This is a genomic window from Pseudomonas sp. DNDY-54, assembly GCF_019880365.1.
GTDB classification, from domain to species: Bacteria; Pseudomonadota; Gammaproteobacteria; order Pseudomonadales; family Pseudomonadaceae; genus Stutzerimonas; species Stutzerimonas stutzeri_P.
The window spans coordinates 3,349,008-3,366,101 of record NZ_CP082271.1 but is presented as its reverse complement, the minus strand read 5'-3'; the positions used below and the strand labels follow the sequence as shown (position 1 = coordinate 3,366,101).

Sequence of the window (17,094 nt, the reverse complement as noted above, 5' to 3'; positions counted from 1 at the left end):
GTCGAGGTACGCCTGTGACTGCTTCAGATGAAGTGAATTCCGCGGTGGGCACGCTCTATGTAGTCGCCACGCCGATAGGCAATCTCGAGGACATGAGTGCTCGGGCGCTTCGCGTACTGGCCGAGGTAGCACTGATTGCCGCGGAGGATACTCGTCATTCGGCTCGGTTGATGCAGCACTTCGGTATCAGCACACCTCTGGCGGCGTGTCATGAACATAATGAGCGCGACGAGGGTGGGCGTTTTCTCAGGCGGCTCCTGGCCGGTGAAGACGTTGCGTTGATATCTGACGCCGGCACGCCATTGATATCGGACCCCGGTTACCATCTGGTCCGGCAGGCCCGTGCAGTCGGTATACGGGTCGTTCCACTTCCTGGTGCATGCGCGCTTGTTGCGGCGCTTAGCGCTGCGGGCTTGCCGTCCGATCGTTTCATCTTCGAGGGATTTCTACCTGCTAAGCAGGTTGCGCGGCGTTCTCGCCTGGAGCATCTGCGAGAAGAGCCGCGCACGTTGATCTTTTACGAGGCGCCGCATCGAATTCTCGATTCGCTCAGCGATATGGAAGCAGTGTTCGGGCCGGATCGTCCGGCGGTGTTGGGTCGCGAGCTGACCAAGGCGTTCGAGACGTTGAAAGGATTGCCCCTGGGGCAGCTGCGCGCCTGGGTCGCGTCCGATGCCAATCAGCAGCGCGGCGAGTGTGTACTGGTCATCAGTGGTTGGGAAGCGCCGCAGGGTGATGACGCGGTCGATGCGAATACGCTTCGTGTGCTGCGCCTTCTGTTGGCGGAAATGCCGGTAAAGCGGGCAGCGTCGCTTGCTGCTGAAATCACGGGTGTTAAGAAGAACCTGCTCTACCAGCTCGCTCTGCAAGAAAAACATGCCGACCCCTAGCGTCCTTTCTTCTCGGCAGGGCTTGCAGCTCTTAGCTTGCAGGTCGGGGGCCGGCAACGTACCCTAGCGGCCGGAGAGTCGATTGGACAGTCGCTGTCCTTTCCTGTTTACAGGATGGGAGGGAGGAAAGTCCGGGCTCCATAGGGCGAAGTGCCAGGTAACGCCTGGGAGGCGTGAGCCTACGGAAAGTGCCACAGAAAATAACCGCCTAAGCGCTTCGGCGCCGGTAAGGGTGAAAAGGTGCGGTAAGAGCGCACCGCGCGGCTGGTAACAGTCCGTGGCTAGGTAAACCCCACTTGGAGCAAGACCAAATAGGGATCCATTGGCGTGGCCCGCGCTGGATCCGGGTAGGTTGCTAGAGGCAGTCAGTGATGACTGCCGTAGAGGAATGACTGTCCTCGACAGAACCCGGCTTATAGATCGACTCTCCGACCTTTTCGCAACGTCCCGCTTTTAAGTCCAAAATATTATTGCTCTTCACAAAGTACTTTAACTTTGCGATGCAAGTATTTGGCTGTCTTCATATTGCATCCTGCCTCTGTGCCTCGCTTTACCGTTTATCCCTCCTCAGCTAGCTAAATTCCCGTCCCATAAGGGTTTTTCCCATCAGGCTCGCCTTGACGGTGGGGTCGCTGCATTTCTATAGTGCGCACGAGTGGTAGAAAGTGGAACAAAGTGGGTTTTTATGGATACGAAGAGCTAATTTAGAGGAAGCGCAGCCGTGTTTCGCGGAGCAAACGCCATCAGTCTCGATGCTAAAGGGCGGCTAGCCATGCCCAGCCGGTATCGTGACGAGCTCGTTTCGCGCTGCGAGGGCCAGCTGATCATCACCATTGACGCGGTCGATCGCTGTCTCGGTATCTACCCGCTTCCTGAATGGGAGCAGATCGAAGCCAAGCTCCGTGAGTTGCCGTCTCTGCGAGAGGAAAGCCGGCGGTTGCAGCGTTTGCTGATTGGCAATGCGGTGGATTTGGAAATGGACGGTAGTGGGCGCGTGCTAGTGCCGCCCCGTCTACGTGAATACGCAGGCCTGGATAAGCGGGCCATGCTGGTAGGCCAGCTGAATAAGTTCAGCCTGTGGAACGAGGACGACTGGAACGCGCAAGCAGATGCGGACCTGGCGGCCATTAAGCAACCCGGCGCGTTGCCGGAAGAACTGCGTGATCTAATCCTTTGAACCAGACCAGTAGCTATAGCCATGTGACCGTGTTGCTCGACGAAGCCGTTGCGGCGCTCGCTGTGCGCCCGGATGGTCGCTATCTGGATGGCACCTTCGGGCGCGGCGGACATAGCCGGCTGCTGCTACGGCAGCTTGGGCCTGATGGCTGTTTGCTCGGTTTCGATAAAGACCCGCTAGCAATCGCTACGGGGCAAGCACTGGCGGCCGACGATGGCCGCTTTGTCGTTGTGCAGAGAAGTTTCGCTGAGCTTGGCTCAGAGCTCGCTGAACGCGGCTGGACCGGTACTCTCAGTGGTGTGCTGCTGGATCTTGGCGTCTCATCGCCGCAGCTTGACGACCCTGAGCGCGGGTTTAGTTTTCTCAACGACGGACCGTTGGATATGCGCATGGATCCGAGCCGCGGCGTCAGCGCGGCTGAGTGGATCGCCACGGCGAGTGAGGATGATATCGCTCGGGTATTCAAGGAGTACGGGGAGGAGCGGTTCGCCAAGCGCATGGCGCGTGCAGTGGTTCAGCGTCGGCTTGAGCGCCCCTTTGAGCGCACCGCTGATCTAGCCCAGGTGCTGACGGTTGCCAACCCGGCATGGGAAAAAGGTAAGAACCCGGCGACTCGTGCTTTTCAGGGGCTTCGCATTTTCATAAACAATGAGCTCGGTGACCTCGAAGCCGGCCTAGAGGCTGCCCTCGAAGCGCTCGAAGTCGGTGGGCGACTGGTCGTGATTAGCTTTCACTCCCTTGAAGATCGCATCGTCAAGCAGTTCATGCGTCGGCACGCGAAAGGCGAAGCCGATACCCTGCCGCGTGACCTGCCGATAATTCCAGAGCGGTTCGTTCCGCGCCTGAAACTCTTAGGCAAACCGCAGTATGCGTCAGCCGAAGAAGTCAAAGGCAACCCCCGGTCGCGCAGTGCGGTGATGCGCGTCGCGGAGAAGTTGCGGTGATGCCGTTGCGCCGCTCCATGCCAAAAGGCAGCCTGCTTATGCTGGTGCTGTTCATTGCCGTGCTGTTGTCGGCGATCGCGGTGGCCTACAGCGCGCACTGGAATCGCCAACTGCTAAATGAACTCTACAGCGAACTGAGTGTGCGCGATAAGGCGCAAGCCGAGTGGGGCCGTCTGATCCTGGAGCAAAGCACCTGGACTGCCCATAGCCGAATCGAAACACTGGCGACCGATCAGCTGAAAATGCAGATCCCTGAAGCGGCGGATGTCCGGTTGGTGGCGCCATGAGGCTTCAGGGCGCGCTCTATCCCTGGCGTTTTCGCATCGTGCTGGCTTTGCTGGCGCTGATGGTCGGCGCCATTGCATGGCGTATCGTCGATCTCCAAGTCATCGATCAGAGCTTTCTCAAAAATCAGGGCGATGCACGCAGTGTTCGGCATATTCCAATTCCGGCACATCGCGGTTTGATCACCGATCGCCATGGGGAGCCGCTGGCGGTCAGCACGCCCGTCACCACGCTCTGGGGCAACCCACGAGAACTTCAAGCAGCCCAGGCACGCTGGCCAGACTTGGCCGAGGCGCTGGGGCAAGACGCAGCCGTTCTGCAGCAGCGTCTCAAAGAACAGGCCGAGCGTGAGTTCATTTATCTGGTGCGCGGATTGACCCCGGAGCAAGGCCAGCAGGTACTCGACCTCAATATTCCCGGTGTGTATTCGCAAGAAGAGTTCCGTCGCTTCTATCCTGCTGGCGAAGTCGCCGCGCATATCGTCGGTTTCACCGATATCGATGATCGTGGCCGAGAAGGCTTGGAGCTCGCGTATGACGAGTGGCTGGCTGGCGTGCCCGGTAAGCGTCAGGTGCTCAAAGATCGCCGTGGGCGGCTGATCAAGGATGTGCAGGTCGTGAAGAACGCTAAGGCCGGGAAGGCCTTGGCATTGTCCATCGACCTCCGCTTGCAGTATCTGGCACACAGCGAGTTGCGAAAGGTGGTGCAGGAATACGGCGCTAAGGCGGCGAGCCTGGTGATGGTGGATGTGCAGACCGGCGAAGTACTCGCTATGGCCAACCAGCCAACCTACAACCCCAACAATCGCCGCAATCTGACCCCGTCGGCTATGCGCAATCGTGCCTTGATTGATGTGTTCGAGCCTGGCTCGACGGTCAAGCCGTTCAGTATCGCGGCCGCACTCGGTACCGGCAAATATCAGCCAGAGTCGGTAGTCAACACTCTGCCGGGCTGGATGCGTATCGGCCGCTACACCATCCGCGACGTGTCCCGTGGAGGGATGCTCAATCTGACCGGCATCCTCATGAAGTCAAGCAACGTCGGGATCAGCAAGATCGCCCTGGATATTGGCCCGGAGCCGGTGCATTCGATCATGCATCAGGCAGGCTTCGGGCAGGCCACCGGCCTTGGTTTTCCTGGTGAGCGCGTTGGAAACCTGCCCAACCATCGTAAGTGGCGGGACGCGGAGACCGCCTCGCTTGCATACGGCTACGGCTTGTCGGTGACCGCTGCCCAGCTTGCCCATGCCTACGCCGTTCTCGGTAATGAAGGCACTAACGTCCCGCTGTCACTGCTGCGCCTGGATCGACCGCAGGAAGGCGTCCAGGTTATAGACAAGGCCATTTCTAATACCGTGTTGCGGATGCTTCAGTCGGTCGTCGAGGAAGAAGGTGGCGGTGGTGCGCGAGCGAAGGTGCCGGGCTATCACGTCGCAGGCAAGAGCGGCACGGCGAAGAAAGTGTCTGGAACCGGCGGTTACACCAAGGATGCGTATCGCTCGTTCTTCGCAGGCGTGGCGCCTGTATCTGATCCCCGCATCGCTATTGTCGTGGTCGTCGACGAGCCCAGTGAAGGCGGATATTACGGCGGTCTCGTGTCCGCACCGGTGTTCGGCAAAGTAGCAGCTCGCGCATTGCGCTTGATGAACGTTGCGCCAGACAACCTGCCGCCACCTGCCGAGGTACAAACCGCCGAGGCGGCCAAGGCCAAGGGAGGGCGAATCTGATGCCGATGCCCCTAAATCAGCTGCTGCCTCAGGCGGCCAGCGCTACCTTGATCCGTGAGCTGACGCTCGACAGCCGCAAGGTGCGGCCGGGTGATCTGTTCCTGGCTGTGCCGGGCCATCAGCAGGACGGTCGCGTGCATATCGCTGATGCGATCTCTCGTGGGGCCGCGGCCGTTGCTTACGAGGCTGCTGGGGCGGTCGAAATGACTGCCGCGAGTGCCGTGCTAGTTCCGGTTCGTGACCTGGCGGAGCAACTGTCTGCCATCGCTGGGCGGTTCTACGGCGAGCCAAGCCGCAGCCTGCATCTGGCCGGTGCCACTGGAACCAATGGCAAAACCAGCGTCACCTACCTGATTGCTCAGGCCCTGGATCATCTGGGCGAGCGTTGCGGCATCATCGGAACCCTCGGTACGGGTTTCCATGGTGAGCTGGTGCTCGGTCACCACACCACACCTGACGCGATCGGCGTGCAGGCAAACCTGGCGAACATGCGTCAACAGGGTGCGCGTGCTGTAGCGATGGAAGTTTCCTCTCACGGCCTGGCTCAGGGTCGAGTTGCCGCGTTGGCGTTCGACGTGGCCGTATTCACCAATTTATCTCGCGATCACCTGGATTATCACGGCTCCATGGAGGCGTACGGCGAGGTCAAGGCCCGTTTGTTCAAGATGCCCGGGCTCCGCTGCCGGGTGATCAACCTGGATGATGCCTTTGGGCGTGTCCTTGCGGTCGAAGATGATGAATGCCGGCTGATCACGTATAGCCTGACCGACGCGTCGGCTTACCTTTACTGCCCCGAAGCGCGACTGGACGACGATGGGATTCATGCCCGGCTGGTTACCCCGCAGGGTGAGCGATCGCTGCGTAGTCCGTTGCTTGGCCGCTTCAATGTTAGCAATGTGCTTGCAGCGATAGGCGCACTGCTGGGCATGGATTATCCGCTGGATGAGATCCTTGCAGTGCTGCCCCACATAGATGGCCCTGCCGGCCGCATGCAGCGTTTGGGTGGCGGTGATCGGCCCTTGGTTGTTGTGGACTACGCCCATACGCCCGATGCGCTTGAAAAAGTACTTGAGGCACTGCGCCCCCACACGCAAGGCAAGTTGCTGTGCCTGTTCGGCTGCGGCGGCGATCGTGACCGCGGCAAGCGAGCATTAATGGCTCAAGTAGCCGAGCGCTTGGCTGATCGGGTCGTAGTAACCGATGACAATCCGCGAAATGAAGACCCGATGCAGATTCTCGACGAGATCCGGGCCGGTTTCGGCGCGCCGGGCCGAGCCGTTTTCATCCCAGGCCGCGCTGAGGCCATCGCCGAGTGTATCGCTGGCAGTGATGCCACCGACGTCGTGCTGTTGGCGGGCAAGGGCCACGAGGACTATCAGGAAATAAAAGGGGAGCGTCAGCCGTTCTCCGATCTCGACCAGGCTTCAATTGCCCTGGCTGCATGGGGGAATACCGATGCTTGAAGCCATGCGCCTTAGCAAATTGGTTCAGCCGTTATCGGCCAAGGTAATCGGCGCCGACGTGGCCTTCACTTCGGTCAGCACCGACAGTCGAGCCATCGAGCCGGGTCAGCTGTTCGTGGCCTTGACCGGGCCTCGATTCGATGGCCACGCCTACCTGGCGGACGTCGCCGCCCAAGGCTGCGTGGCAGCCCTGGTCGAACGACATATTGCAGACGTTTCACTGCCGCAGATCGTGGTAGCCGACAGCCGCATTGCCTTGGGCCAGTTGGGTGCGTTGAATCGCGCCGTGTTCACTGGGCCGGTCGTATCGATCACAGGTTCCAGTGGCAAGACGAGTGTCAAGGAGCTGCTCGCCAGTATTCTTCGCGCCGCTTATGGCGCCGATGCGGTATTGGCCACTCGGGGCAACCTCAATAACGACCTCGGGGCTCCCCTGACGTTGCTGGAGCTAGCGGCGCAGCACGACGCTGCGGTGATCGAGCTGGGCGCGTCTCGGGTTGGAGAAATAGCCTATACGGTTGGTCTGACCCAGCCGGATGTCAGTGTGATTACCAATGCCGGCACCGCGCATGTCGGTGAGTTTGGCGGGCCGGAGAAAATTGTCGAAGCCAAGGGCGAAATACTCGACGGGCTAGGCGCTGATGGCATTGCAGTTCTCAATCGTGACGATCCGGCCTACCCAATCTGGGAGCGGCGGGTCGGTGGCAAGCGTGTCGTGAGCTTCGCCATACATAGCCCGCTCGCGGATTTCCACCCCGCTTCGATCGGCTATGACATGCGTGGTTGTCCAAACTTCGTTCTCAGCGGGCCGTCTGGATCCGTGCGTGTTCAGCTTAATTTGCTGGGCCGACATAGCGTGGCGAACGCCCTCGCCGCCGCAGCAGCGGCGGATGCGCTGGGTGTTGCGGGCGAGCACATCGTGGCGGGCCTCGAGAGCCTTCAACCGGTTAAAGGCCGGGGCGTCGCGCAGATGCTCAGCAACGGCGTGCGGCTTATTGATGACACCTATAACGCCAACCCTGCTTCGATCTGTGCGGCAATTGATGTGCTGGCCGGGTTTGCTGGGCGCACTGTGCTGGCGCTTGGCGACATGGGTGAGCTCGGGAGCTGGGCCGAACAGGGCCATCGGGAGGTCGGCAGCTACGCAGCAGGCAAGATCGACACGCTATTCGCTGTTGGCCCGCTGATGAAGCATGCGGTCGAGGCCTTCGGCGTCGGAGGGAGGCACTTTCCCGATCAGCAAAGCCTGATCGAGGCGCTCCGCCTGGAGCAGGGCAACGCTACAACCATTTTGATCAAGGGATCACGGAGCGCCGCGATGGATAACGTCGTGACAGCGCTTACCGCGTCCGGCATGGAGAAACATTGATGCTGCTGCTGCTCGCCGAGTATTTGCAACGGTTCCACACAGGCTTCGCGGTCTTCCAGTACCTATCCCTGCGTGGAATTCTTGGCGTGCTCACGGCTCTGGTGCTTTCCCTGTGGATGGGGCCTTGGCTGATCCGGACGCTTCAGCTCCGTCAGATCGGTCAGTCCGTTCGGACTGATGGGCCACAAACCCATCTGTCGAAATCCGGAACACCTACCATGGGTGGCGCATTGATTCTCAGCGCTATCGCTATTAGTACGCTGCTCTGGGCGGATTTGGCCAACCGCTATGTATGGGTGGTGCTGGCCGTAACGCTACTCTTCGGCGCGGTTGGGTGGGTCGACGATTACCGGAAAGTGATCGAGAAGAACTCACGCGGGTTGCCCAGCCGCTGGAAGTATTTCTGGCAATCGGTGTTCGGCCTCGGTGCGGCGGTCTTCCTTTATATGACCGCCCAAACTCCGGTCGAAACCACGCTCATCCTGCCATTGCTCAAGAACATCGAGATCCCGCTGGGCATCGGCTTTGTGGTGCTGACGTACTTCGTCATTGTCGGCTCTAGTAATGCGGTCAACCTCACCGATGGGCTCGACGGTTTGGCGATCATGCCAACGGTGATGGTCGGTGGCGCTCTCGGCATCTTCTGTTACCTGTCCGGCAACGTGAACTTCGCCGACTACCTGCTGATTCCCTATATTCCCGGCGCCGGTGAGCTGATCGTGTTCTGCGGTGCATTGATCGGCGCAGGGCTCGGCTTTCTCTGGTTCAACACCTATCCCGCACAGGTGTTCATGGGCGATGTCGGCGCGCTGGCGCTCGGTGCGGCATTGGGAACGATCGCCGTGATCGTTCGGCAGGAGGTCGTGCTGTTCATCATGGGCGGCGTGTTCGTAATGGAAACCTTGTCGGTGATGATCCAGGTGGCCTCGTTCAAGTTGACCGGTAAGCGGGTGTTCCGCATGGCGCCGATTCATCACCACTTCGAACTCAAGGGTTGGCCCGAGCCGCGGGTCATTGTGCGCTTCTGGATCATTACGGTGATCCTGGTGCTGGTTGGTCTCGCTACGCTGAAATTGAGGTAATAAAGAGTGCTCATCGCTTCCGATCAGTTCCGCATCGTCGTCGGTCTCGGCAAGAGCGGCATGTCCCTGGTTCGCCATCTGGCAAGCCGTGGTGTGCCATTTGCTGTCGCCGATACGCGCGCGAACCCGCCGGAGCTGGCTACTCTCCAGGCGCAATATCCCCATGTCGAAGTTCGCTGCGGTGAGCTTGATCCAGAGTTTCTCTGCCAAGCCAGCGAACTGCTGGTCAGCCCCGGCGTTGCGCTCAGCACGCCCGCGCTGCAGGTGGCGGCCGCCAACGGTGTAAAGCTGTCCGGTGATATCGAACTGTTCGCCCGCGAAGCCAAGGCGCCAATCGTGGCGATCACCGGGTCGAACGCGAAAAGTACGGTGACCAGCCTGGTCGGTGAGATGGCCGCTGCGGCCGGTCGAAAGGTGGCCGTAGGGGGCAACCTAGGGACGCCGGCGCTGGACCTGCTCAGCGATGATGTCGAACTCTATGTGCTTGAGTTGTCGAGCTTCCAGCTGGAAACGACTGATCGTCTGAATGCCGAAGTCGCGACCTGTTTGAATGTCAGCGAAGACCACATGGATCGCTACGATGGTTTGCCGGCGTACCACCAAGCCAAACATCGCATATTCCGTGGCGCACGGCAGATCGTTATCAACCGGGACGATCGACTCAGCCGTCCGCTCGTTGGGGATGACGTTCCAGCATGGTCGTTCGGCCTTGGTAAGCCCGACTTCAAAGGCTTCGGTCTATTCGAGGAGAATGGCGAGAAATTCCTCGCCTTCCAGTTCGACGCGCTGATGCCGGCTAATCAGCTAAAGATTCGCGGCGCCCATAACCAGTCCAACGCGCTGGCTGCCTTGGCTCTTGGCCATGCGGTAGGCCTGCCGTTCGAGCCGATGCTCGCTACCTTGCGCACATTCACCGGCCTCGCCCACCGCTGCCAATGGGTTGGCGAGCGTAGGGGGGTTAGCTATTACGATGATTCCAAGGCGACCAATGTCGGCGCCGCGTTGGCTGCGATCGACGGCCTGGGCAGCGACATCAACGGCGAGCTGGTACTGATTGCTGGCGGTGACGGGAAAGGAGCGGATTTTTCAGCATTGCACAGCCCGGTTGCGCACCAGTGCCGTGAAGTGATTCTGCTGGGCCGCGATGCTGAGCGGCTTGCCGCTGCACTTGAAGGCGCAGCGCCTATTCACCGTGTTCAGACCCTCGAACAGGCCGTGCAATTGTCAGCCAAGCTCGCGCGCGCTGGTGATGCGGTGCTGCTGTCACCCGCCTGTGCCAGCCTGGACATGTTCGACAACTTCGAAGATCGCGGGCGCCAGTTCGCCGCTGCCGTAGGGGCGCTCAGCTAATGCTCGCCTTTCTGCGCAGTGCGCCCTCGCCGCTATTTGGCCGACGTGGTCTGGACGTCGACTTCCCCATGCTTGCCGGTTGCCTGGCGCTGCTGGGATTGGGGCTGGTCATGATTACCTCGGCTTCTTCTGAAGTCGCTGCGGTGAATGCTGGCAATGCGCTGTATCACATGGTCCGGCACCTCGTGTATGTACTGCTTGGGCTGGTCGCGGCCGCCGCGGTGCTGCTGGTGCCGCTGTCAGCCTGGCAGCGATTGGACTGGATGCTGTTGCTTGGGGCATTCGCGTTGTTGATTCTCGTGCTGATCCCCGGTATCGGCCGCGAGGTCAATGGTTCCATGCGCTGGATTGGTTTTGGCGCCTTTAACGTGCAGCCATCCGAGCTGGCCAAGCTCTTCGTCGTGGTCTATCTCGCCGGTTACCTGGTGCGTCGCCAGCAAGAGGTTCGCGAAAGCCTGTGGGGCTTCCTCAAACCGTTCCTTGTGTTGCTGCCGATGGCGATGTTGCTGCTGCTCGAACCCGACTTCGGCGCAACGGTCGTCATGATGGGGGCCGCTGTAGCGATGCTGTTCCTTGGAGGTGTCGGCCTGATCCGGTTCAGCCTGCTGGTGCTGCTGGCCGTCGGGGCGGTGTTCATTCTGGTACAGACTCAGGAGTACCGGCTGCAACGGCTGATTACCTTCACCGATCCGTGGGCGGATCAATATGGCGCCGGGTACCAATTGACCCAGGCACTTATTGCGTTTGGGCGTGGCGAGTGGCTCGGCGTCGGCTTGGGCAATAGCGTGCAGAAGCAATTCTATCTACCCGAGGCGCATACCGATTTCGTGTTTTCGGTGCTGGCTGAGGAGCTGGGCATGGTGGGCGCGCTACTGACTATCGTGCTGTTTGCCTTCGTCGGTGTTCGTGCGTTGTACATCGGTCTCGCCGCCGAACGTGCACGTCAGTTCTTTGCCGCTTACATCGCCTGGGGCGTCGCGTTTCTTTGGCTCGGACAGTTCCTGATTAACGTCGGCGTTAACGTCGGTCTGTTGCCGACTAAGGGCCTGACGTTGCCATTTCTCAGTTATGGCGGCAGCTCGTTGGTGGTCACGTGCGCCAGCATGGCGCTGTTACTGCGCATCGAGTGGGAAAGCCGCACCGTGCTAGGCAGCGAAGACGCAGACTTCAGCGAAGACGATTTTGCTGACACGCCTGCGCCTATGCGCAAGGAGATCGCGCATGGCCGCTAACGTCTTGATCATGGCAGGCGGCACCGGTGGGCACGTATTCCCCGCGTTGGCCTGCGCTTATGAATTCAAGAGCCGTGGATACGCCGTCCACTGGCTGGGTACGCCCCGTGGCATCGAAAACGAAGTGGTTCCCGCCGCTGGTTTGCCGCTGCACCTGATTCAGGTCAGCGGGTTGCGCGGCAAGGGACTGGCCGCTCTATTCAAGGCGCCGTTCCAGCTGTTGCGCTCGCTCGGACAGGCCCGCCGCATCATGCGTGAGCTGCAGCCGGTCTGCGTGCTCGGACTCGGCGGATACGTGACCGGGCCAGGCGGTCTCGCCGCAAAGCTGGCCGGCGTGCCGCTGATCATCCATGAGCAGAACGCAGTGGCCGGCACTGCCAACCGCAGCTTGGTTCCGTTTGCGCAACGGGTCTGTGAGGCATTTCCGAACACCTTTGCCGACAGCGCCAAGCGACGCACGACGGGCAATCCGGTGCGTCATGAGCTGTTCCTCGAGACACCCCGGGAAACGCTACTTGGCCGCCGCCCTCGGTTGCTGGTGCTGGGCGGGAGTCTGGGCGCAGAACCCCTGAACAAACTGTTGCCCGAAGCGCTCAGCCAGTTGGCGCCGGAACTGCGTCCCGAGGTGTTTCACCAGGCTGGCAAACAGCACGCCGACGTCACGCAACAGCGTTATGTCGACGCCGGTGTTGAGGCAGAAGTGGCGCCATTCATAAAGGACATGGCTCATGCCTACGCCTGGGCCGATCTGGTCATCTGCCGCGCGGGCGCGCTGACAGTGTGCGAGTTGGCGGCTGCTGGGCTGCCGTCCTTCCTGGTACCGCTGCCTCATGCCATCGACGATCACCAGACCCGAAATGCCGAATACCTGGCGAAGGAGGGCGCAGCCGTTCTTCTCCCCCAAGCAAACACCGATGCTGCAGCGCTGGCCGCGCAGCTGACCGAGGTAATGATGCACCCGGAAAAACTCAAGGCCATGGGCGCTACAGCGCGCCGGCTGGCCCGGCCAGATGCCACCCGTACCGTCGTCGATATCTGCCTGGAGGTGGCTCATGGCTAAATCCCCTGCTGCAGTAAAGGCAGAAGTCCGGCGCATGCGCCGCATCCGTCGGATTCACTTCGTCGGCGTTGGTGGTGTCGGTATGTGCGGCATCGCTGAAGTGCTGCTGAATCTCGGCTACGACGTCTCCGGTTCCGATCTGAAAGCGTCCGCGAGTACCGAGCGGCTGCAGAACTTCGGGGCGCATATCTACATCGGCCACCAGGCCGGCAACGTGGCTGGCGCCGATGTGCTGGTCGTGTCCAGCGCTGTCAATGCGGCCAACCCAGAAGTGGCGTTTGCCCTTGAGCAGCGAATTCCTGTAGTACCGCGCGCTGAGATGCTCGCCGAGTTGATGCGTTATCGCCACGGTATCGCTGTCGCTGGCACCCACGGCAAGACCACGACCACCAGCCTGCTGGCATCGGTCTTCGCAGCGGGTGGGCTTGATCCGACGTTCGTAATCGGTGGGCGCCTGACCGCGGCCGGCACCAATGCTCAACTGGGCACCAGCCGCTATCTGATCGCCGAAGCCGATGAGAGTGACGCGAGCTTTCTGCACCTACAGCCGATGGTCGCTGTGGTAACTAACATCGACGCCGATCACATGAGCACCTACGGCGGTGACTTCGGCAAGCTCAAGCGAACGTTCGTCGAGTTTCTGCATAACCTGCCGTTCTACGGACTGGCCGTGCTCTGCGTGGATGATCCGGTCGTGCGCGAGATCATCCCTCAGGTGGGGCGCCCGATTACCACCTACGGGCTTGCCGAGGATGCGGACGTCCGAGCCATCAACATCCGTCAGGAAGGCATGCGCACCTATTTCACCGTGCTGCGTGATGGCTTTGATGCGCTTGATGTCTCGGTCAATATGCCGGGCAACCATAACGTGCTGAACGCACTGGCGACCATCGCCATCGCCACTGACGAGGGTATCGACGACGAGGCTATCCTCCAGGGCCTGTCGCAATTTGGCGGCGTGGGCCGGCGGTTCCAGGTGTATGGCGAGCTGCCAGTTGAAGGTGGCAGCGTGATGCTGGTTGACGACTACGGCCATCATCCACGCGAAGTAGCGGCGGTGATTCAGGCCGTTCGCGGCGGCTGGCCCGAGCGTCGGTTGGTCATGGTCTACCAGCCGCATCGCTTCAGCCGAACCCGCGACCTCTACGATGACTTCGTTCAGGTGCTGACCGATGCCAATGTCTTGTTGTTGATGGAGGTCTATCCGGCTGGCGAAGAGCCCATACCGGGCGCCGACAGTCGTCATCTGTGCCACAGCATTCGTCAGCGTGGTCAGCTTGACCCTATCTATATCGAGCGCGGTATTGAGCTAGCCCCGTTGGTCAAACCACTTCTGCGCCCAGGCGACATTCTGCTCTGCCAAGGTGCGGGAGATATCGGCGGGTTGGCCCCTCAACTTATTAATAGTGCCCTGTTTGCTGGCGATGCAAGCGCCGCGAGGAAGAGCGAATGACTGCCCTGCGATCGACTCGTGAACCCCAGGCGTTCGGCCGGGTTGCCGTGCTCTACGGCGGCAAGAGCGCTGAGCGAGAAGTGTCTTTGAAGTCCGGCGCTGCGGTGCTCGCCGCCTTGCAGGCCGCCGGCGTCGACGCGTTCGGCATTGACGTAGGCGACGATCTGCTAGTGCGTCTGAGCAATGAGCGCATCGACCGGGCGTTCATCGTGCTGCACGGTCGAGGCGGGGAAGACGGCAGCATGCAGGGTCTGCTCGAGTGCGCAGGGATTCCCTACACCGGCAGCGGCATTCTTGCCTCGGCACTGGCGATGGATAAGTTGCGGACCAAGCAGGTCTGGCAAAGCCTCGGTCTACCCACCCCACGACATGCCGTGTTGGCGAGCGAGGCGGATTGCCACGCTGCGGCAGAGAGCCTGGGTTTCCCATTGATCGTCAAGCCGGCGCACGAGGGATCGAGTATCGGCATGGCGAAGGTTGCCGGGATCGCCGAGTTGATCGCCGCGTGGCGTGCTGCTAGCGCATACGACTCCCAAGTCCTGGTTGAGCAGTGGATTCAGGGCCCTGAATTCACCATCGCCACGCTCCGCGGAGCGGTGTTGCCACCGATTGGCTTGGGTACACCTCACACCTTTTACGATTACGACGCCAAGTACCTGGCCAACGATACCCAGTACCGCATCCCTTGCGGGCTGGATTCGGAGACGGAGCAGGCACTCAAAGAGCTTTCCGCTCGCGCTTGCGACGCGGTCGGTATCAAGGGCTGGGCACGTGTCGATGTCATGCAGGACAGCGCGGGTGCCTTTTGGCTGTTGGAAGTCAATACGGTGCCGGGGATGACGGACCACAGTCTCGTGCCGATGGCCGCGCGCGCTGCAGGTCTGGATTTCCAGCAGCTGGTACTGGCGATTCTCGATGCCAGCATGGCGGCAGGGAACTGATCATGATCACGACGCTGCGTCACTCTCAACCCGGAACCGGCCGCGCTTCGCGCAAGCCGGTGCAGCGGGGCGCGAGCCGTCTGGTCCAGCGTGAGCCATTGTCTGCGCGCGTGCCGCGCCCAAGCCTGAGCTCGCTCAAGCGAGTCCTCTGGCCAGTGATGCTGGTGGCGCTTGCCGTGGGACTTTATGAGCTTGGCGAGCGTCTCGCACCCTATGCCGACCGGCCGATCTCCCAAGTCAGCGTTCGGGGTGAGCTGACCTATGTCGATCAGCAGGCGGTACAGGCGCGAATGGCGCCTTTCGTCGAGGCCAGCTTCTTCAAAGTCGATCTCGATGCGCTGCGACGTGATCTCGAACAGATGCCATGGATAGCGCACGTCGAGGCACGGCGGATCTGGCCAGACGAGGTCATGGTGCGTCTCGACGAGCAGTTGCCGATCGCCCGCTGGGGCGACGAGTCGCTGCTGAACAACAATGGTCAGGCTTTCGCACCCAATGACCTCACTCAGTATGAACACTTGCCGCAGTTATATGGTCCGAAGCGGGCCCAGCAGCGGGTCATGCAGCAATACCAGATGCTGAGCCAGATGCTGCGGCCCTTGGGTTTTTCAATCGCGCGTTTGGAGTTGCGTGCACGGGGCAGCTGGTTTGCGACGACCAAGCAGGGCGTCGAGCTGCTACTGGGAAGAGATCAGATAATCGAAAAAATGCGGCGCTTCACTGCCATTTACCAGCAAGAGCTGGCGCAGGAGAGCGAAAGAATTGCGCGGATCGATCTTCGCTACGCCAATGGCCTCGCCGTTGCGTGGCACGAGCCGAGCCCGACCGCGGCGGGAGATCCGTCGTTGCGAAGAATTGAGGAATGAAACACATGTCTAGCGTGCAAGGCGGCAAGATGATTGTGGGTCTGGATATCGGTACCTCCAAAGTGGTGGCGCTGGTAGGCGAAGTGACGGCGGACGGCGAACTCGAAATTGTAGGGATCGGCACCCACCCGTCGCGCGGGTTAAAGAAAGGGGTGGTGGTCAATATCGAGTCCACCGTTCAGTCAATTCAGCGCGCCGTTGAAGAGGCGCAGCTGATGGCTGGTTGCCGCATTCACTCGGCGTTCGTCGGCTTGGCTGGCAACCATATCCGCAGCCTCAACTCGCACGGCATCGTTGCCATTCGGGATCGAGAGGTCAGTAGCGCTGACCTTGAACGTGTTCTCGACGCTGCCCAAGCGGTGGCGATTCCTGCGGATCAGCGCGTGCTGCACACCTTGCCGCAGGACTATGTGATCGATAACCAGGAAGGCGTCCGTGAGCCGCTGGGCATGTCAGGGGTCCGCCTGGAAGCCAAGGTCCACGTGGTGACCTGCGCGGTCAACGCTGCACAGAACATCGAAAAATGTGTGCGTCGTTGTGGCCTGGAAGTCGATGACATCATTCTCGAACAGCTCGCGTCGGCCCACGCGGTGCTGACCGACGATGAGAAGGAGCTAGGGGTTTGCCTGGTGGATATCGGTGGAGGGACAACCGATATCTGCATCTTTACCGAAGGTGCGATACGGCACACCGCCGTCATCCCGATCGCCGGCGACCAGGTCACCAATGACATCGCCATGGCGCTGCGTACGCCTACTCAGTACGCCGAAGAAATCAAGATCCGCTATGCCTGCGCATTGGCAAAGCTGGCTGGCCCCGGCGAAACCATCAAGGTACCGAGCGTCGGAGAACGCCCGCCGCGGGAACTCTCACGACAGGCGTTGGCCGAAGTCGTGGAACCGCGCTACGACGAGCTCTTCACGTTGATTCAGGCCGAGCTGCGTCGCAGCGGCTACGAGGATCTGGTTCCGGCGGGCATCGTCCTCACAGGCGGTACATCCAAGATGGAAGGCGCCGTCGAACTGGCTGAGGAGATTTTTCACATGCCGGTACGTCTGGGCGTACCGCACAGTGTCAACGGACTCAAGGATGTGGTCCGTAACCCTATCTATTCAACGGGCGTGGGGCTGTTGCTGTATGGGATGCGTAAGCAGACCGACGGCGCATCCATGTCCGGTCTCGGCAGCTTTGCCGAAGAACCCAAAACATCTGTCGTGGACCGGCTCAAGAGCTGGATCCAGGGCAATTTCTGAGCA

At 60.7% G+C, this 17,094-nt stretch carries 15 protein-coding genes and 1 other RNA gene; all 16 read left to right on the top strand.

What is annotated here, in order from left to right:
* Nucleotides 1-14 precede the first annotated feature (14 nt).
* Nucleotides 15-890, top strand: coding sequence for a 16S rRNA (cytidine(1402)-2'-O)-methyltransferase (gene rsmI / locus K4O48_RS15630; RefSeq protein WP_260523642.1), 876 nt, complete (start codon nt 15-17; stop codon nt 888-890).
* Between the two features lie 74 nt (nt 891-964).
* Nucleotides 965-1,322: RNase P RNA component class A (gene rnpB, locus K4O48_RS15625), an RNA gene on the top strand.
* Between the two features lie 289 nt (nt 1,323-1,611).
* Nucleotides 1,612-2,067 carry a division/cell wall cluster transcriptional repressor MraZ gene (mraZ, locus tag K4O48_RS15620; RefSeq protein ID WP_168425229.1) on the top strand — a complete coding sequence of 152 codons (456 nt, stop codon included), beginning with the start codon at nt 1,612-1,614 and terminating at the stop codon, nt 2,065-2,067.
* The gene (gene rsmH / locus K4O48_RS15615; RefSeq protein WP_222909298.1) at nt 2,064-3,011 is read left to right on the top strand and encodes a 16S rRNA (cytosine(1402)-N(4))-methyltransferase RsmH; all 948 of its coding nucleotides are present in this window, start codon (nt 2,064-2,066) and stop codon (nt 3,009-3,011) included. The genes mraZ and rsmH overlap by 4 nt, the downstream gene beginning before the upstream one ends.
* Nucleotides 3,011-3,298: a cell division protein FtsL gene (gene ftsL / locus K4O48_RS15610; RefSeq protein WP_222909297.1), complete on the top strand. Its 288-nt coding sequence runs from the start codon at nt 3,011-3,013 to the stop codon at nt 3,296-3,298. The genes rsmH and ftsL overlap by 1 nt, the downstream gene beginning before the upstream one ends.
* Nucleotides 3,295-5,022, top strand: a complete 1,728-nt coding sequence (locus K4O48_RS15605) for a penicillin-binding protein 2 (protein WP_222909296.1) — start codon at nt 3,295-3,297, stop codon at nt 5,020-5,022. The genes ftsL and K4O48_RS15605 overlap by 4 nt, the downstream gene beginning before the upstream one ends.
* On the top strand, nt 5,022-6,485 hold the full coding sequence (locus K4O48_RS15600; protein WP_222909295.1) for a UDP-N-acetylmuramoyl-L-alanyl-D-glutamate--2,6-diaminopimelate ligase: 1,464 nt from the start codon (nt 5,022-5,024) through the stop codon (nt 6,483-6,485). The genes K4O48_RS15605 and K4O48_RS15600 overlap by 1 nt, the downstream gene beginning before the upstream one ends.
* On the top strand, nt 6,478-7,854 hold the full coding sequence (murF, locus tag K4O48_RS15595; protein ID WP_222909294.1) for a UDP-N-acetylmuramoyl-tripeptide--D-alanyl-D-alanine ligase: 1,377 nt from the start codon (nt 6,478-6,480) through the stop codon (nt 7,852-7,854). Before K4O48_RS15600 ends, murF begins: the two co-directional genes overlap by 8 nt.
* Nucleotides 7,854-8,936, top strand: coding sequence for a phospho-N-acetylmuramoyl-pentapeptide-transferase (gene mraY / locus K4O48_RS15590; RefSeq protein ID WP_222909293.1), 1,083 nt, complete (start codon nt 7,854-7,856; stop codon nt 8,934-8,936). The genes murF and mraY overlap by 1 nt, the downstream gene beginning before the upstream one ends.
* 60 nt (nt 8,937-8,996) lie before the next feature.
* The gene (gene murD / locus K4O48_RS15585) at nt 8,997-10,286 is read left to right on the top strand and encodes a UDP-N-acetylmuramoyl-L-alanine--D-glutamate ligase (protein WP_260523746.1); all 1,290 of its coding nucleotides are present in this window, start codon (nt 8,997-8,999) and stop codon (nt 10,284-10,286) included.
* Complete coding sequence (ftsW, locus tag K4O48_RS15580) at nt 10,286-11,518, top strand: putative lipid II flippase FtsW (protein WP_222909291.1); 1,233 nt, start codon at nt 10,286-10,288, stop codon at nt 11,516-11,518. Before murD ends, ftsW begins: the two co-directional genes overlap by 1 nt.
* The gene (gene murG / locus K4O48_RS15575) at nt 11,508-12,578 is read left to right on the top strand and encodes an undecaprenyldiphospho-muramoylpentapeptide beta-N-acetylglucosaminyltransferase (RefSeq protein WP_222909290.1); all 1,071 of its coding nucleotides are present in this window, start codon (nt 11,508-11,510) and stop codon (nt 12,576-12,578) included. The genes ftsW and murG overlap by 11 nt, the downstream gene beginning before the upstream one ends.
* Entirely contained in the window at nt 12,571-14,031 is a 1,461-nt protein-coding gene (gene murC, locus K4O48_RS15570; RefSeq protein WP_222909289.1) for a UDP-N-acetylmuramate--L-alanine ligase, read from the top strand. Before murG ends, murC begins: the two co-directional genes overlap by 8 nt.
* Nucleotides 14,028-14,972: a D-alanine--D-alanine ligase gene (locus tag K4O48_RS15565; protein ID WP_222909288.1), complete on the top strand. Its 945-nt coding sequence runs from the start codon at nt 14,028-14,030 to the stop codon at nt 14,970-14,972. Before murC ends, K4O48_RS15565 begins: the two co-directional genes overlap by 4 nt.
* A 2-nt stretch (nt 14,973-14,974) precedes the next feature.
* Nucleotides 14,975-15,838 carry a cell division protein FtsQ/DivIB gene (locus K4O48_RS15560; RefSeq protein ID WP_222909287.1) on the top strand — a complete coding sequence of 288 codons (864 nt, stop codon included), beginning with the start codon at nt 14,975-14,977 and terminating at the stop codon, nt 15,836-15,838.
* 5 nt (nt 15,839-15,843) lie between these two features.
* Nucleotides 15,844-17,091, top strand: a complete 1,248-nt coding sequence (gene ftsA, locus K4O48_RS15555) for a cell division protein FtsA (RefSeq protein WP_222909286.1) — start codon at nt 15,844-15,846, stop codon at nt 17,089-17,091.
* The last annotated feature ends 3 nt before the right edge of the window (nt 17,092-17,094 follow it).

Bases quoted from the DNA above. Each gene is read 5' to 3' on its own strand.
- ftsL (WP_222909297.1), top strand. From the start codon at position 3,011: ATGCCGTTGCGCCGCTCCATGCCAAAAGGCAGCCTGCTTATGCTGGTG.
- K4O48_RS15605 (WP_222909296.1), top strand. From the start codon at position 3,295: ATGAGGCTTCAGGGCGCGCTCTATCCCTGGCGTTTTCGCATCGTGCTG.
- K4O48_RS15600 (WP_222909295.1), top strand. From the start codon at position 5,022: ATGCCGATGCCCCTAAATCAGCTGCTGCCTCAGGCGGCCAGCGCTACC.
- murF (WP_222909294.1), top strand. From the start codon at position 6,478: ATGCTTGAAGCCATGCGCCTTAGCAAATTGGTTCAGCCGTTATCGGCC.
- mraY (WP_222909293.1), top strand. From the start codon at position 7,854: ATGCTGCTGCTGCTCGCCGAGTATTTGCAACGGTTCCACACAGGCTTC.
- murD (WP_260523746.1), top strand. From the start codon at position 8,997: ATGTCCCTGGTTCGCCATCTGGCAAGCCGTGGTGTGCCATTTGCTGTC.
- ftsW (WP_222909291.1), top strand. From the start codon at position 10,286: ATGCTCGCCTTTCTGCGCAGTGCGCCCTCGCCGCTATTTGGCCGACGT.
- murG (WP_222909290.1), top strand. From the start codon at position 11,508: ATGGCCGCTAACGTCTTGATCATGGCAGGCGGCACCGGTGGGCACGTA.
- murC (WP_222909289.1), top strand. From the start codon at position 12,571: ATGGCTAAATCCCCTGCTGCAGTAAAGGCAGAAGTCCGGCGCATGCGC.
- K4O48_RS15565 (WP_222909288.1), top strand. From the start codon at position 14,028: ATGACTGCCCTGCGATCGACTCGTGAACCCCAGGCGTTCGGCCGGGTT.
- K4O48_RS15560 (WP_222909287.1), top strand. From the start codon at position 14,975: ATGATCACGACGCTGCGTCACTCTCAACCCGGAACCGGCCGCGCTTCG.
- ftsA (WP_222909286.1), top strand. From the start codon at position 15,844: ATGTCTAGCGTGCAAGGCGGCAAGATGATTGTGGGTCTGGATATCGGT.